This is a genomic window from Zobellella denitrificans (assembly GCF_002407485.1).
Lineage (GTDB): Bacteria > Pseudomonadota > Gammaproteobacteria > Enterobacterales > Aeromonadaceae > Oceanimonas > Oceanimonas denitrificans.
Window position 1 is genome coordinate 2,635,715 of record NZ_CP012621.1, and the last position, 16,139, is coordinate 2,651,853.

The 16,139-nt window shown below is 67.1% G+C and carries 9 protein-coding genes; 5 read left to right on the forward strand and 4 right to left on the reverse strand.

Translation table 11 applies throughout. From position 1 onward, the window contains the following. Positions 1-285 precede the first annotated feature (285 nt). On the forward strand, positions 286-2,271 hold the full coding sequence (locus AN401_RS12530; protein ID WP_096779548.1) for a HAMP domain-containing methyl-accepting chemotaxis protein: 1,986 nt from the start codon (positions 286-288) through the stop codon (positions 2,269-2,271). A 211-nt stretch (positions 2,272-2,482) separates the two neighbouring features. On the opposite strand, the gene AN401_RS12535 is transcribed toward AN401_RS12530, so the two are convergent. From AN401_RS12535 to tamA, 3 genes are all read right to left on the reverse strand, one after another. Beyond that, positions 2,483-4,297 carry a PglL family O-oligosaccharyltransferase gene (locus tag AN401_RS12535; RefSeq protein WP_096779549.1) on the reverse strand — a complete coding sequence of 605 codons (1,815 nt, stop codon included), beginning with the start codon at positions 4,295-4,297 and terminating at the stop codon, positions 2,483-2,485. A 358-nt stretch (positions 4,298-4,655) separates the two neighbouring features. Beyond that, positions 4,656-8,351, reverse strand: a complete 3,696-nt coding sequence (tamB, locus tag AN401_RS12540) for an autotransporter assembly complex protein TamB (protein WP_232513302.1) — start codon at positions 8,349-8,351, stop codon at positions 4,656-4,658. After that, complete coding sequence (tamA, locus tag AN401_RS12545) at positions 8,348-10,063, reverse strand: autotransporter assembly complex protein TamA (protein ID WP_094040937.1); 1,716 nt, start codon at positions 10,061-10,063, stop codon at positions 8,348-8,350. Before tamA ends, tamB begins: the two co-directional genes overlap by 4 nt. A 154-nt stretch (positions 10,064-10,217) precedes the next feature. Here tamA and mobB point away from each other — a divergent pair, with 154 nt between their 5' ends. Next, complete coding sequence (gene mobB / locus AN401_RS12550) at positions 10,218-10,763, forward strand: molybdopterin-guanine dinucleotide biosynthesis protein B (protein WP_096779550.1); 546 nt, start codon at positions 10,218-10,220, stop codon at positions 10,761-10,763. On the opposite strand, the gene AN401_RS12555 is transcribed toward mobB, so the two are convergent. After that, the gene (locus AN401_RS12555) at positions 10,714-11,280 is read right to left on the reverse strand and encodes a peptide-methionine (S)-S-oxide reductase (protein WP_232513303.1); all 567 of its coding nucleotides are present in this window, start codon (positions 11,278-11,280) and stop codon (positions 10,714-10,716) included. The two genes, mobB and AN401_RS12555, sit on opposite strands and share 50 nt — an antisense overlap. A gap of 499 nt (positions 11,281-11,779) precedes the next feature. Between AN401_RS12555 and AN401_RS12560 the strand changes: the two genes are divergently transcribed. Genes AN401_RS12560 through AN401_RS12570 form a run of 3 tightly spaced genes read left to right on the forward strand, consistent with a single transcriptional unit; the run spans position 11,780 to position 16,078 of the window. Beyond that, positions 11,780-12,538, forward strand: a complete 759-nt coding sequence (locus AN401_RS12560) for a sulfite exporter TauE/SafE family protein (protein ID WP_096779551.1) — start codon at positions 11,780-11,782, stop codon at positions 12,536-12,538. A 38-nt stretch (positions 12,539-12,576) separates the two neighbouring features. Then, positions 12,577-14,310 (forward strand): ABC transporter transmembrane domain-containing protein, encoded by a 1,734-nt coding sequence (locus AN401_RS12565; RefSeq protein ID WP_096779552.1) that lies wholly within the window; start codon positions 12,577-12,579, stop codon positions 14,308-14,310. After that, on the forward strand, positions 14,300-16,078 hold the full coding sequence (locus tag AN401_RS12570) for an ABC transporter ATP-binding protein (protein ID WP_096779553.1): 1,779 nt from the start codon (positions 14,300-14,302) through the stop codon (positions 16,076-16,078). The genes AN401_RS12565 and AN401_RS12570 overlap by 11 nt, the downstream gene beginning before the upstream one ends. The last annotated feature ends 61 nt before the right edge of the window (positions 16,079-16,139 follow it).

Sequence of the window (16,139 nt, forward strand, 5' to 3'; positions counted from 1 at the left end):
AAAACGTTTCAGCTTTGTGATCCAGCTAAAAAAAGCGGGGGCAAAAAGTGCCAGATGAAGCTTTAAGAGACAAAAAACTAAGCTTTTGCCCGGACAGGCCGATATGGTTGCTGGGTCAGTACCGACTCGAGTGACGTGCAGGCGTTGCCGGCGTATCTCACGCAAAAAACACCCTGAAAGGAAGCCCGATGAATAAAGCCCCCATCTTTGCTGTTTCGCGACACGGCCGCGGCCGGACCTTGGGCCACCCTCTTGCCACCACCCCCGCTGTTTGAGGATATCTTCATGAATGCTTTACGTTTTATCGTCGATATGAGCGTACGTAAAAAGCTGATCTTCGGGTTCGGGGTGGTACTGCTGATCTCCCTGCTCAGCGCCTGGCTCAGTTACGGGCGGATGCAGACTATCCAGCACCTGATCGAACGCCTGGTGAAAGTCGATGAAATCGAGACCCTGGTGGTCGACGCCCGGATGAATGAAAAGAACTACCTGCTGCGCCATGACGAACAATATATCGGGCAGGCACTTGCCCTGACCCAGCAAGCGGCCGAGCTGAGCGAGGAAACCCGCAAGATACTGCGCTATCCCGAGATAGCGGCCCAGATCGGCAGCCTGCAACAGTACCTCGGCAATTATCGGGACAGCCTGGCCAGCCTGCGCCAGCACCAGCAGAGCGCGATCGACGCCCAGCAGCAGCTGGAGAGCAGCGCCCGCCAGGCCATAGAGCGGTTCGAGGAACTGGAGTTCAGGCTGAGCAGCGAAGCCATCCGCCAGCTCAGGAGCATCGGCGAGACCAACGGCCTGCGGATGCTGGATGTGGCCGGCCAGGCCAATGTGCTGAGCAAGGCGGTACTCATGGTGCGCCAGGCGGAAAAGAACTACGTCAGCAACCGCAACCCGCTCTATGCCGACGAGGCGTTCAAGCAACTGCAGGATCTGGCGACCAAGGCCAATGTGCTCAAGAACAACTACCAGAGCCGTAACCTGAGCGAACGCCTCGGCGCCGATGCCGCCGCCGCCCTGGTCGACGCCGCCCTGGCCGAGCTGGGCCGCTACCGGCAGAGCTTCGAGCGGTTGCAGCAGGGCTATAGCCAGTTGCTCGACACCGAAGACGGGATGACGGAGCATGCGCGCCAGATGATGGCTTCGGCCTCGAAAGCGGCGGAACTGCAGGTCGGCATACTGCAGCAAAACGGCGATGAAGCCCGGCTGATCATGCTGGTGTCCACCGGCATTGCCTTTGCCGCCGGCATCCTGATCGCCCTGCTGATCACCCAGAGCATAGTGGCGCCGCTGCACCAGGTGGTGGCGCTGTCCCGCACCATCGCCGCCGGCGATCTGTCCCGCAATATCCGAAGCGATCGCCGGGACGAACTGGGCCAGCTGATGCAGGCCATGCAGCACATGACCGAGAACCTGCGCGACCTGCTCACCCGGCTGACTTCCGGCATCGAGCAACTGGCCACCGCCACCGAGGAGATGTCCGCCGTCACCGAGCAGACCAGCGCCGGCGTCACCCAGCAGAAGATGGACACCGAGCAGGTGGCCACCGCCATGAACCAGATGACCGCCACCGTGCTGGAAGTGGCCCGCAGCGCCGAGGCCGCCGCCGGCTCCGCCCAGGAAGCGGACGGCCAGGCCCGGCAGGGAGCCCAGGTGGTGCAGCAGGCAATAGGCCGCATCGAAAGCCTGGCCCGGTCAATCGAGGAATCGGCCGGAGCCATAGAGCGGCTGAAGCACGACAGCGGCAACATCAGCACGGTGCTGGACGTGATCAAGGGCATCGCCGAGCAGACCAACCTGCTGGCGCTCAACGCGGCCATCGAGGCGGCCCGGGCCGGCGACGCCGGCCGGGGCTTCGCGGTGGTGGCGGACGAGGTGCGGGCCCTGGCCAGGCGCACCCAGGAATCCACCGTGGAAATAGAGGGGCTGATCGGTGCCCTGCAACAAGGGGCCCAGGGCGCCGTGACCACCATGGACGCCAGCCGCCAGCTGGCCGACAGCACGGTGGCGGCGGCCCGCCAGGCCGGCAGTTCCCTGGACGAGATCAACGGCTCGGTGTCGAGCATCCAGCAGATGAGCCAGCAGATCGCCACCGCCGCCGAAGAGCAGACCTCGGTGGCGGAGGAAATCAACCGCAGCGTGTCCAATATCCGCGACGTGGCCGAGCAGTCCGCCGCCGCCACCGAGGAAACCGCCGCCACCAGCGTCAGCCTGGCCCGCCTCGGCGGCGAGCTGCAGGAGCAGATCGCCCGCTTCAAGCTGGCCTGACGGGGGAGGAAGCTGGAAGCGGGAAGCTTTTCAGGAGCGCAGGCGGCCCGCCTGCCTTCGCGCGCAGCGCGAACCCTCGGGTTGGCATGGCACGCCACGGGGTTAAAAAGGCTCACGGCAGGACAGGCATCGCGGGTTGGGCTGTGCCTTCGCCCACCTCGGTGCCGCTTTTATGCGGGCGGGCCGCCCGCGCCCCAGCAAGCTTCCAGCTTTAGTAGGCTCCGCCGATGGCCGGCCGCAGGTTGTCGTAGAGGGGAATAAAGTCGTTCAGCTCGGCCGGAGACATCTGGGGTGTCACCTGCTCCAGCCGCTCCAGCGCCCGCTTGATGCTGGAAGGACGCAACAGCTGCACGTTGGGATAAAGGCGCCGGGCCTCGGCCAGCAGCTGCTCGGCCTGCTCCGACGCCCGGGCCGCCGTCAGCGCCAGGTAGGCGTTGTAGTAGATGCCCGCCCGGGGCGTGTGGGTGAGGAAACGGCGGGCCCAGCCGGCATAGTCCAGCAGTTGCTCGCCATCCCGGACCAGCAAGGCCTTCTTCAGTTGCCAGTGATGGCGGTAGAAGGCGACCCTGTCGTACCAGATCAGCGGATTGACCACCGCCTTCAGCTCCGCTTCGCCGCGCCCCTCGTGCTGGGCGTAGCGGGTCAACTGCTGGCCCGCGTACAGCCCGGTGGCCATAAACAGCATCAGGCCCAGGCTCCAGGCCCGCACCGGCCAGCGGCTCCAGGCCGGGGGCGCCGCCAGCAGCCGGCGCTGGCCGTACTCCGCATCGATCACGAAGATCAGCACCAGCACCATAACCCAGTGCGGCAGCGAGTGGTAGAAGGGAAACTCGGTCTGGCTGTGGATGAAAATGGGCGTCAGTATGCCCACCCAGGCCAGGGCCTGGGCGAAGGGCACCCGGTGCAGCAGCCGCAGCACCAAAACGGTGATCAGCACCAGCCCCAGCAGCGGCACCAGGCCGCCTTCGATGGCCCAGAACAGGAATTCGTTGTGGGGATGGCCCATCTCGGTGAACAGGGCATCGGCCCCGTTCTGCTCCCGCCACTGGGCGTAGGTCTGGTAAAAGGCGGACTCGAAGCCGCCGTAGCCATGGCCGAACCAGGGCTTGTCCAGCCACATACGCAGGCCATGGGCATAGATGTCGAAACGGCCGTCGGCCTGGGTGTAGATATTCAGGCTGCGCTTGCTCATCTCGAAGGCCTCCAGCCCGAACACCCCCGCCAGTATGCCGAGCGGGATCAGGGTCAGGCTGGCCAGCAGCCGCTTGGAGCGGGTCTTGATCAGGGTCTGCCATACCAGCGGCAGCATCAGTCCCAGCCCCAGCAGCAGGCCGAGCTGGCCGGCCCGGGACTGCAGCAGCACCACCAGCACCGCCCCCGCCCCCAGCACGGCGGCAAACCAGGCCGACTTCAGCAAAAAGGGCCGCCAGGGCGACTTGGCCTCGTTCAGCCACAGATACACCGCCAGCACCATGCCGGTGACCACGAAGCTGGCCATGACGTTGCGGTGCTGGAAAATGCCATAGGGGGAGCGCACCTCGGTGTTGTAGCCGAACCAGTTGCCCGGCTCCAGCAGGAAGAACTGCACCATGCCCAGCAGGATCTCCACGCTCACCGCCAGCAGCAGGCAATACAGCAGGTAGCGCCGGCCGCGGGCGTTGAAGCGACACTGCTGCAGGGCCAGGTAGAACAGCAGGCCGCCGGTCAGCCCCAGCATGCGCGGCAGGGCGTGGCCGGCCACCGAGTTGTTGTGCAGGTAGAAGAAGGGCAGCCACAGCAGGCCGCTGGCCGCCACCAGCCCCAGCCAGAAACGGCTGGTGAGCAGGCGGCGACGGTGCCAGTGCCAGAGGCCCACGGCCGTCATCAGCCCGATGAAGAACCAGCCCGCCACGTTGAAGGGCAGCTGCAAACCAATGCCGAACAGATGGGGCAGGTAGAGGTGCATGCCGAACAGGGCGTAGCAGGCCGCGCAGGCCAGCATGATCTTGGCCAGGCGTTCCTGTTGCAGCAGGGGCTGAGACATCATAATAGGGCGGAAACTCACGGGCCGGAAGCCATCAACAAGCCCCTACTTTACCAGTTGGAAGCCGGAAGCTGAAAGCCAGAAGCTGAAAGCCGGAAGATTTCCGTCGCTTCCGACTTCCCGCTCCCGCCGGCCGAGGCGCCTCTCGTTTCACACCCGGCCGCGACACTTGGGGCGCGGGCGGCCCGCCCGCACTCCTGTAGGCGCCCGTTTACGTGGCGCAAACCGGCCAACGGCGTGGGGCGTGAACATTGGGCGCCGGCTTGTGCCGGCTAAAGCGGCACCTACAGTGACGGCTACAGCGGCACAAACCGGCAGCTACGCAGAGTCTGACTGCCTGATTTTTAAACTACATGGTGCTCTAAAACTCGAACTTGTAGAACAGGTCGATGGCCTGGCTCAGGCCGCTGGTGGCCTGCAGGTAGAGCCTGGGCAGCAGCTCGTAGCGCAGCCGCAGCTCGCCGATGGCGGAGAACACCCCTACCCCGTAGCCGATCTGCAGGCCCGGCAACACATAGGCGCTGATATTGACCTCGGTACTGTCGCCGGCGCCGGCGGTATCCACCGACACGTCCTGAAAGCCGAGCGCCTCGCCGATACCGGTGACGATGCCGCCGATCTGGCCCACCCCGGCGCCGAGCAGCATGGACTGTACCAGCATGTTGCCGTCGCTCTCGCTGCCTTCCATGCCCCGCCCGCGCAGCAGCCAGGACAGCTGCTCCACCTGGGGCATCTCCGGCTCGGAGAACACCGCGATGTCGGGTTGGGTGGCGCTGCCCGTCACCCTGACCCCCACTATGATGCTGCTGTCGGCCATGGTGGCCGGGTTGCGGATGGCCTCGACCGACAGGTTGGGCTGATCCAGGGGCCCGCTGAACAGTATGCTGCCCTCGCGGATCAGCAGGTTCTGGCCGTAGGCGCGGAAGTTGCCGTCCACCAGCCGGATTTCGCCGTTGCCGCGCATGGGCCGCCCGGGCGGCTGGGTGATGCGCAGCTGGCCCGTCAGCCGGGTATTGAGGCCGAAGGCCGACAGCCGCACGTCTTCCGCCAGCCGCACCTGGATGCGGATGTCCAGGGGCAGGCTGGGGGTCGTGTCGGGAATGATGCCGGAAGGCTGCACTATGACCACGTCGGCCGACTTGGACACGGCGCTCTCCGGCAGCTCCTTCACCTCGATCCGCGCCCAGGGAATGACGATGTTGCCGCGCACCCTGGCCTGCTCGCCCAGGCTGATCTGCAGATCCGGGCTGACCCTTACCCGGCCCATGCCCGGGTAGCCGGCTTCCAGCTCGCTACCCTGCAGGCGGATTTCGCCGCTTACCGGCAGTTGCTGCCAGCTCAGCTCGCCGCTGATATTGAGGGGGCCATTGCCCACCCGCAGCCGGCCATCGATCGTGGCGGCGTTGCCGTTCACGCTCAGGCGGGTACTGAAGTCCCGCACCTGCACCATGTCCGAATAGGTGTCCACCTCGCCGCCGCTCAGGCTGATGTCGCCGAACAGCAGGGGGGCGTCCAGGGTGCCGTCCAACCGGGCCTGGCCGGCCAGGGTGCCCTGCAGCCGGGCCACCTCCGGCAGCAGCGGCGCCAGCCAGTCGAGCTTGAGTTCGCGGATGGCGAGATTGCCGGACAGCGCCCGGCGCCCGCCCGGATCCGCCACATTGGCGTCGAGGGAGAGGTTGCCCAGCGCCGCGGAGTCAAACAGCAGGGACGACTGCAGCCGGTTGCCGGCCATCTCGGCCCGCAGTTGCAGGCGCTGGTAGTCGAGCCGGGTGTCGCCGCTGACGAAGGTGCCGGGGGTGGTGGCGATGTCGGCATTAAGGCGGGGCTCGTTTCCCTGCCAGCGCAGATCCGCCCGGCCGCCGAGCATGGCCTCCCAGGCGAAATCCTCGGGCAGGAAGGGAGCCAGCCTTGCCAGGTTGAAGTCGCGGATATCGACCCCGGCCTGGCCCTGGTCGGCCCCGGCCACCAGGGGATCGAAACAGAGGCTGGCCCCGTTGGAGCGCCAGCAGTGGGCGCTGGCCCGCAGCCGCTGCTCGCGCCAGGACAGCGCCACCGCCTGCTGCAGGGCCCAGCGTTCCAGCGGAGTATCCAGCCAGGCCCGGGCCAGGCTGCCCTGCCAGCCCTGCGGACCCAGGCTGCCGGTGAGCGACAGCTCGGCGGCGAGCGGCTCGCCGGCCACGCCGAATTCCAGCCGATGGGCCGCCTCGTTGCCCGCCGCGGTGAGCCGCAGGTCCTGGAACTCAAGCTCGCCGGCCTTGACCTTGGCCACCGTCAGTCGCAGATCCCCGCCGATGTCCTCCCCCAGCCGGGCCTCCACCTCCAGTGACAGATCTTGTGCCAGGGTTTCGTTGAACCCGGCGCGGCCGCCCCGCAGGCTGGCCCGGACCTCGGGGGCGGCCAGCTCGCCGCGCACCCGGATACCGCCGGCCAGGTCACCGAACAGGCCGGGGGCATACACCGCCAGCGCCGGGGCCTGCAGCTCGGCGTCGAGCTGCCAGCGTTCGGTGATGGTGCCGTTGACCGTCAGCCGGTTGTTGCCGTTGGCCAGCACCAGTTGGTCGAGGGTACCCTGCAGATCCTGGTTGAGGCTGAGTTGGCCCTCGAGCGACAGCGGATAATCCCGCAGCTGGCCGTGGATATCGGGGCTGGCGTCCAGCTGCCATTGCTCCCCGCGCAGGGTGAAGCGGGTGTCGAGTTCGCCGTTGAGGCGGCCGTTCAGATCCGCCACGAAACTGCCCGGATCCACCTCCTCAAGCACCAGCCGGCCCTGCCAGTCGATGCCCTCTTCCCAGCCGAGTCGTCCCTCCACCCTTACCCCGCCTTGTGGCAGGCGCAGCGCCAGGGGCGCCAGCGCCAGGCCCTGCAGATTGCCCTCGCCCGCCAGTTCGATACCGATGGGCGGCAGCTCGGGGCCCTGCGCCTCGGCGGCCAGCCGCAGCCGGTAATCCTCCAGGCGGCCATCCAGGGTCAGCCGGCCCTGCTCCAGGCGCCATTCCGGCTCAGCCAGGGGCCAACCCAGCCGCTGCCAGTCCAGGGCAAGCTCGAAGGGCAGCGCCGGGTCCAGGGGCTTGGCCTGCAGCCGGGCCCGGGCGGCGATCACCCCTTCCAGGCTGAGCTCGGCGGACAGCTCGGCCAGGCTCTGGCGCAGCTCGAGCTCCAGCCGCTGGCCCGCCAGTTGCCCTTCCAGCAGGGGTTCGTGCAGGGTGGCCGCAAGGCCGAGTTCAAGGGGATAGTCCCCGCTCAGGGTGATCTGGCCGGCGGCCTGCAGATCCGCCAGCTCGTGGGACAGCTCCAGGCCGTGGATATCGAGCCGGCTGCCCTCGCCTTCCAGCGCCAGTTGCAGGCGGTGCAGGGCCTGTACTTCCTCCCCCTGCACCAGGCGGCTGTCGGTCAGGCTGAACCGCTCGAGCTTGAGGGGAAAGGGCAGCACGATTTCCGGCAGCGCCAGCGGCGATCGGTCGGCGGTGGCGGCGTCGGTCTCGACCGGTGCCGGCGCCACTTCATCCTCGCCCGGCAGCAGGGTCAGGGTCAGCCCCGCCATTTCCGGGCCGGTGATCACCATGCCGTCGTCGTCCCACTGGGCCGCCACCAGCAGGCTGTCCCAGGCGACGGTCTGGCCGGGCAGCTCGATGCGCACCCGATCGGCGCGGATCTCGTCCAGATCGATGCGCAGCGGCGGCGTCAGATCCAGCAGCGGCTCCGATGCCTCCTCCTCGTCGCTCCCCTCGGGCAGGGCGGTGATGCGCACCAGTATGTCGGCCGCGTCCAGCCGTTGCAGCCAGAAGCGGCCATCGAGCAGCTTGCCGAGCTGCCAGTCGAGGGTGACGGCCCGGGCCGAGAAGGCCAGGGAGTCCTGCTGGTAGCTCAGCTCGGAAAACTGCCAGCCGGTGCCCAGCTGGCCGGCCACCAGGGTGCCGTCGAGCCCCGGCACCTGGCGCTTGGCCAGCGCCCACAGCCACTGGTTGCCGGTATGGGTGAACAGCAGGCTGACCAGCAGCATCAACAGCAGGGCGATGGCGGCGATGGCGCCGAACAGGCTTCGTTTCAACCAGATCATAATTCAGGCCCCAGGGTAAAGTGCAGCCGCCAGGGGGTGTCGTCCTCCGACACGCCAAAGGCCAGGTCGAGGCGCACCGAGCCTACCGGGGTCAGCCAGCGCACGCCCACGCCGGTGCCCACCTTCCAGGCATCGTTATAGTCGTTGGTGGCGGTACCGGTGTCGACGAAGGTGGCCAGCCGCCACTTTTCCGCCACCTTGTAGTCGTATTCCAGGCTCAGGGCCGTGGTGTACTTGGCGCCGGTGCGATCGCCGTTTTCGTCGCGGGGGCTGATGCTCTCGTAGCCGAAGCCCCGCACCGTGAGGTCGCCACCGGTGAAGAAGCGCAGCGACGGCGGCAGGTCCTCGACCTCGTCCACCCAGACCGCGCCCTGCTCGGCCCGGGCGATGACGCGCTGGTTGTCGGACAGGGAGCGCAGCCACTTGCTGCGGCCCCAGGCCCGGATAAAGCGGGTATCGGAGCCCCACCAGGGCTCGGACAGCTCCAGGGTGATGCGCTGGGAATCGCCCCAGTAGGGGTCCAGGCCACCGCGCGCCCGGGTCCGGCTGTAGGACACCCCGGGGATCAGCAGGAAGCTGTCGTCCTTCTGCTCGCCCTGGGTGTAGGACTCGTATTCCGAGCGGATAAAGACGTCCCGGGTCCAGTCGTAGGCGTTTTTGTCCCAGCGATGCACCGAGGCCACCAGGCGGTCGCTCTGGGTGTCGCGCTGATCCAGGCGCTGGTAGCCGCTTTGCAGGGTGTAGTAGTTGTCGAGCGGATGGCCGCGGGGGATCTTGTAGACGAAGCTGATGTCCTGCTTGGGCGCCGACAGCTTGAGGCTGGTGTTGACGCTGTGGCCCAGGCTGTTGATCCAGGGCTTGTCCCAGCTGACCGAGGTGCGCGGGCCCTCGTCGGTGGAAAAACCCACGCCCAGCTCCACCTCGTTGTCGGCCCTGGCGCGCAGCACCACCGACAGCGGAATATGGTTGTCCTCGTCCGCCTCGGCCACCAGGGGCAGCACTTCCACCTGGCGGAAATAGCGGGTGGAAGAGAGCGAGCGGCTGAGTTCGGCCACCCGGCTGGCGAGGTAGGGATCGCCCGGCCGGACATTGACCAGGGGACTGAGCAGCCGCTCCACCGGGCGATCGGTATCCACCCTGAGTTCGCCGAATTTGAAGCGGGGCCCGGAGTCGAACGACAGTATCACGTCGGCGGCGTTTTCCCAGGGATGCACCAGCACCTGGCTGCGCCGGTAGCGGGCATCGAAATAGCCGCGGGTCAGCGCCAGGCTGAGCAGGCCGGTCTTGGCGCTTTCATAGGTTTCGTGGTTGAGGATGTCGCCCTCGTTCAGCCCCAGGTTGCCGACCCGCTCCTCGAACAGGGGATCCGAGGCCGCGTCACCCTGCAGCAGCACCTCCAGCCGGCGGATGCGCACCGGCTCCCCCGCCTCCACCCGCACATTGACCCGGGCCGGATTGCGCGGGTCCGCCTCCACCTCTATCTGCGGACTGTAATACCCCAGCGCCTGCAGGCTGTCTTCCACCGCCGTCACTATGTCCTTGCGGAAACGGGGCAACTGCTCGGCCTGGATGGCCGGCAACTGGTTCAGGTAAACCCGGGTGTTGTCCGCCAGCTCGCCGCTCAGGCCCGACAGGCGGAAACTGATCTCCTCCGCCCGGGCCTGCTGGCCGAGCAGCATCAGGATCAGTATTCCCCACACAGCTTTGCTCATAGCGCAACCCGTTCACTCTGTGTTGTATCTGACAGTTTCTGCCGCAAGTCGTCGACTTACGGCACAACGTCGATTTTTATTGATCTTGTCGTTCGGTCCGGGCCCGCGGCCATGGCACACTTAAGCCCTTGTCAGTTCCATTGCGAAGCCCCTTATGTCCCGACTCGACAGCCCTTATGCCCTGCTGGGCCTGGCCGGTTTCAGCGGCAGCGGCAAAACCACGCTGCTGCGCCAACTGGTCGCCCTGCTGCGCCAACGCCGGTTGCGCATCGGTGTTATCAAGCACACCCATCACGACGTGGAGCAGGATACCCCCGGCAAGGACAGCTACGAGCTGCGCCACGCCGGCGCCAGCCAATGCCTGCTGGCCGGACCTCATCGTAGTATTCTGACCTATGAGAACCCCAAGGTACAGGAGCCCGATCTAAATGAATCCCTTTCACGGCTGAGCCTGGATCGGCTCGACCTGGTGCTGGTGGAGGGATTCCGCGAGGCGCCCATTCCCAAGCTGGAGGTGCACAGGCCCGCCCACGGCAAGCCGCTGCTGTGCCGGCACGACCCCCACATCCTGGCGGTGGCCACCGACGACCCCGGCCTGGAGGCCCCGGTGCCGCTGCTGGATCTGAACGACCCGCCCGCCATCGCCGACCTTATCGGGCAATGGCTGGCGGCAGGACGCCTGCAAGCGCCTCGGGATTGAGCCGCTCCCCCGCCGGGTAGCCGCAGGCCCGCCGGTAGGCGCCATAGAGCAGGGGATTGCGCTCGGCGTACCCCTGGTGCCGGGGCAGCGCCAGCGCGAAGGCGCCCACCGGCAGTATGCGCACGCCGAGCTCCCGCCCCGTTTCCAGCTCCAGTTTGGCCCGGCTCTGCTGGGCCCATTTCTGCTGCAGCGAACTCTGTACATAGAGCGCCGGGCTGTACTCGCGGCCCCTGTCGCAGAACTGGCCCTCGTCGTCGAAAAGGTCGACCGCCGCCCAGTAGAGGGTCAGCAGCTCGCCGTAGCCGACAAGGTTGTCGTCGTAGTGCACCCGCACCACCTGGCGGCGCTGGTGCTGGCTGCCGCTCTGCATCCAGCCGGCTTCGATGCGCTCGACCCCGGGCCGGCCGGCGAACAGCGCCTCCATCACCCAGAAACTGCCACCGGCGAACACCGCCTGGGTCGCCCAGGCCCCGGGCGCCAGCAACAGCAGCCCTATCAACAGGATCTTTCCAGACACGCGCTTACCCAATCTCAATCCCCAATCTGCGGAATTATGCTAATCGATAAAAAGCGGATGGAAGCATTTTTTGCCCCTCTTGTCATTTCCGCCCTTTCCGGTACCAATCCAGAACGCCATATAGTTTAAAACTTAGGCCGTGGCGATTCTTGGGGCGCGGGCGGCCCGCCCGCATGAGGGTGGCACCGAGGTGGGCGAAGAAGGCACAGCCCAACCCGCAGCCTGCTCTGCGTTGAGCCTCTTTAAACCTGTGGTGTGGTAGGCCAACCCGAGGATTCGCGCTGCGCGCGAAGGCAGGCGGGCCGCCTGCGCCCCGCCAGCAAGGCGCACCTTTGCAAACGGCGGTGTTTTCCTGCCGGCGAGAGTGGCAGGGGTGGCACATGCTGGCAGCTTGATTTTTTAAACTATATGCCGCTTTGGGGCATAATGAGTCCCACTGATTTTCACCCACCCGAGGCGGGCCAGGCGCCGGTACGGATGGCCCCCCGACGAGGATCCGATGACCCCGACCGAAGCCCTGCTGTTGCTGGCCGCCGGCGTACTGTCCGGCTTTATCAACGTGATGTCGGCGGGCGGCTCCATGCTGACGCTGCCGCTGCTGATGTTCATGGGGCTGGACGGCGCCACCGCCAACGGCAGCAACCGGGTGGGCATAGTGCTGCAGAACCTCACCGCCCTGGGCCAGTACCACAGGGCCGGCTTTCGGGATCTGCGCCTGGGCCTGCGGCTGTGCCTGCCTGCGGTGGCCGGCGCCCTGCTCGGGGCCTGGGTGGCGGTATGGCTGGACGAGCGGCTGTTCCAGTGGATACTGATCCTGGTGATGGCGGGCTGCGCCGTGCTGATGCTGCTGCCCGCCCCCGCCCACCTGCCGACCCGGCCCCTGGACGAGGGCCACCTCGGCCCCAAAGTCTATCTGGCGCTGGCGGTGATCGGCCTGTACGGCGGCTTTATCCAGGTGGCGGTGGGCATCCTGTTTATCACCCTGCTGTACCGGGTGCTGCGCATCGACCTGGTGCAGGTGAACCGGCTCAAGGTGCTGATCGTGCTGGTCTATATGGTGCCCGCCCTGCTTATCTTCGTGATCGGCGGCAAGGTGGCCTGGGGCTACGGCCTGGTGCTGGCCGTGGGCAGCATGCTCGGCGCCTGGTTCGGCGCCCGGCTCAGCATCGGCGCCAACGGGGTAAAGTGGATAAAATGGCTGACCCTGGTGATGATAGTCGCCATTATCGGCAAACTGGGCTTCGATCTGTGGTATTGAGCGGCTCCTGATAGCGGGATAAAGAGCGGGAAACAACCATGAAACTGTTCAGGCAACTGGCCTGGTTCTTCAAGGCCCACTGGCGCACCTACAGCCTGGCGCTGCTGATGCTGGCCACGGTGGCGGTGATGAACATGAGCATCCCCTACCTGATCGGCCAGGCGGTGGACAGCCTGATCGCCTCCCCCACCGGCGAGGCCGAGGGCCGGCTGCTGGTGCTCATCCTGCTGCTGGGGATCGCCATCTACGGCCTGCGCCTGGGCTGGCGCTGGATCCTGTTCGGCACCTCCTATCGCCTCGGCAACCTGCTGCGCCGCCGCTTCTTCGAACTGCTCACCCGCCAGGGCCAGGCCTTCTACAGCCGGCACAACACCGGCGATCTGATGGCCCGGGCCACCAACGACATCGACGCCATCGAGGTGGCCGCCGGCGAAGGGGTGCTGTCCGGCTTCGACGGCCTGCTCACCCTGCTGCTGGTGCTGGTGATCATCTTCGGGGTGATCGACTGGCGGCTGTCGCTGGTGGCGCTGCTGCCTTTCCCGCTGATGGGGCTGGCCTTCTACCGCATATCCAACCGCATCCACCACCACTTCAAGGCGGCGCTGGAGCAGTTTTCGGTGCTCAACGACAAGGCCCAGGAGGCCATCGCCGGGGTGCGGCTGGTCAAGTCCATGGGCCGGGAAGAGATAGAAAGCCGCCAGTTCGGCGCCATCGCCGAGGCGGCCGCCGAGCGCAACTACCAGGTGGCCCGGGCCGAGGCCCTGTACGAGCCGGTGGTGTTCCTGTCCATGTCCGCCGCCCTGCTGCTGACCTTGGGCTTTGGTGCCTGGCTTATCTGGCATGAGCAGTTGAGCGTGGGCCAGCTCACCAGCTTCACCCTTTATCTGGCCCAGCTGATCTGGCCCATGTTCGCCTTCGGCTGGCTGCTCAACATCGTCGAGCGCGGCAGCGCCGCCCTGACCCGGGTCGAGGCGCTGCTGGCGGTGCCCGACAGCGTCTCCGACCGGGGCCAGCACCGCCCGGAGGACGCTCATATCCGGGTGCGGGAGCTCGGCTTCCACTATCCTGAACAGCGCCAGGCGGCCCTGAGCGGACTGAGCTTCGAGCTGGCCCCGGGCCGGGTGCTGGGCCTGGCCGGCCCCACCGGGGCCGGCAAGAGCACCCTGCTGCAACTGCTGATGCGCTACTGGGAAACCGAGCCGGGGCAGATCAGCATCGGCGGACACCCCATCGCCGACTGCCGCCTCGACGCCCTGCGCGGCCTGTTCGCCTATGTGCCCCAGGACGCCTTCCTGTTCAGCGCCAGCATCGCCGACAACATCCGCCTGGGCCGCCCCGAGGCGAGCCAGGACGAGGTGATGGACGCCGCCCGCCAGGCCTGCGTGCATGACGACATCGCCGCCCTGCCCCGGGGCTACGACACCCAGGTGGGCGAGCGCGGCATGACCCTGTCCGGCGGCCAGCGCCAGCGCCTGGCCATCGCCCGCGCCCTGCTCAGCCGGGCGCCGATACTGGTGCTGGACGACGCCCTGTCGGCGGTGGACGTGCACACCGAGCAGCAGATACTGCACCAGTTGCGCGGCCGCCGGGACCAGGGCTGCATCATCGTCAGCCACCGGCTGTCGGCGCTGGAGCACGCCGACCAGATACTGGTGCTCAACCACGGCCGGCGGCAGCAAGCCGGCCGCCACGGCCAACTGATCGCACAAGACGGCTGGTACAGCCGGATGTGGGCCTATCAACAGCTGGAGGCAGTGCTGGATGAAGCCTGATCATCTCCCCCAGGGCAAGGGCACCTTCGGCCTGCTGCTGGATTACGTCTACCGGGACAAGCGCCTGCTGGTGAAGGCCCTGCTGCTGTTGCTGCTGGCCACCGCCGCCGACGTGGCCGGCCCCCTGCTGGCCAAGGTGTTTATCGACGACTACCTGCTGGCGGGCCGGTTGCCGCTGTGGCCGGTGGCGGGGCTGGCGGCGACCTATGTGCTGGCCCAGGTGGCCGCCGCCTGGCTCAGGTACCAGCAGACCCTGCGCTTCACCGAGATGGCGCTGGCGGCGGTGCTGGACATCCGCCAGAAGGTGTTCGCCCATGTGCAGCAGTTGCCCATGGCCTTCTTCGACCGGGCCATGACCGGCCGGTTGGTGAGCCGGGTCACCAACGACACCGAGGCGATCAAGGATCTCTATGTGCAGTTTTTGTCGGTGGTGCTGACCAACCTGGTGCTGCTGGTGGGCATCATCATCGCCATGGCGCTGCTCAACGTGCAGCTGATGCTGGTGGCGCTGCTGCTGATCCCGGCGGTGATGGGGGTCATCTACCTGTACCAGAAATTGAGCGGCGCGGCGGTGGCCGACAGCCGGCAGCTGCGCTCGGAGATCAACAGCGACATCAGCGAGTCCATCGCCGGCATGGCGGTGCTGCAGGCCTGCGGCCGCCAGCAGGCCGCCGCCGAGCGCTTCGAGCAGCTCAACCAGCGCTACTACGCCGCCCGCATGCGCACCATCAAGATCGGCGCCGCCCTGCTGCGCCCGGCCATCGACCTGCTCAGCGTGCTGGCCCTGCTCGGCATCCTGCAGGTGTTCGGCTGGCAGGTGGTCAACGGCGTGGCCGAGGTGGGGGTGCTGTACGCCTTTCTCAACTTTATGGGCCGCTTCACCGAACCCCTGGCCGAGATCACCCAGCGCTTCAACCTCTACCAGCAGGCCATGGTGGCCGGGGATCGCGTCTACCAGCTGATGCACCAGCCGGTGCAGCACTATGGCCGGGCGGCCGACCACATTCCCGAAGGCGCGGTCCGCTTCGAGCGGGTCGACTTCGCCTACCGGCCCGACAAGCCGGTGTTCCGGCAACTCAGCCTGGACATTCCCGCCGGCGCCTTTATCGGGGTGGTGGGCCACACCGGCAGCGGCAAGAGCACCCTGCTCAACCTGCTGCTCAGTTTCTACCCCCCCGGCGGCGGCGAGATCCGCCTCGACGGCCGCCCCCTGGCCGACTACAGCCGGGACGCCCTGCGCCGGGGCATCGGCCTGATCCCCCAGGAGCCCTTTATCCTGGCCGGCAGCCTCTACGACAACATCGACATGGGCCGGGGCCTGTCCCGCCGGCAGGTGGAAGAGGCCGCCCGCCAGGCCCACCTGCAGGAGCTGATAAGCGGCCTGGAGCAGGGCCTGGACACCCGCCTGGGGGAGCGCGGCACACGGCTTTCCACCGGCCAGCGCCAGCAGCTGGTGATCGCCCGGGCGCTGGCCGCCTCGCCCCGGATACTGCTGCTGGACGAGGCCACCGCCAACGTGGACAGCGAAACCGAGCAGGTGGTGCAGCGGGCGCTGAAGGCCCTGCACGGCAAGGTGACCATGGTGGTGGTGGCACACCGGTTGTCCACGGTCAGCCAGGCCGACCGCATCCTGGTGATGGCCCACGGCGAGCTGGTGGAAAGCGGCAGCCACGCCGAGCTGATGGCCCTGCCCCAGGGCCGCTACCGGGCCATGTACCGGCTGCAGCAACAGGCCCGGCAGGTGGCGCTGGCGGAGCAGGAAGCCTGATGCCCCGGTGGACAAGTACTGTCGCCCGGGGATAAGCTGTCTCCGGCGTCGGACGAGGCGG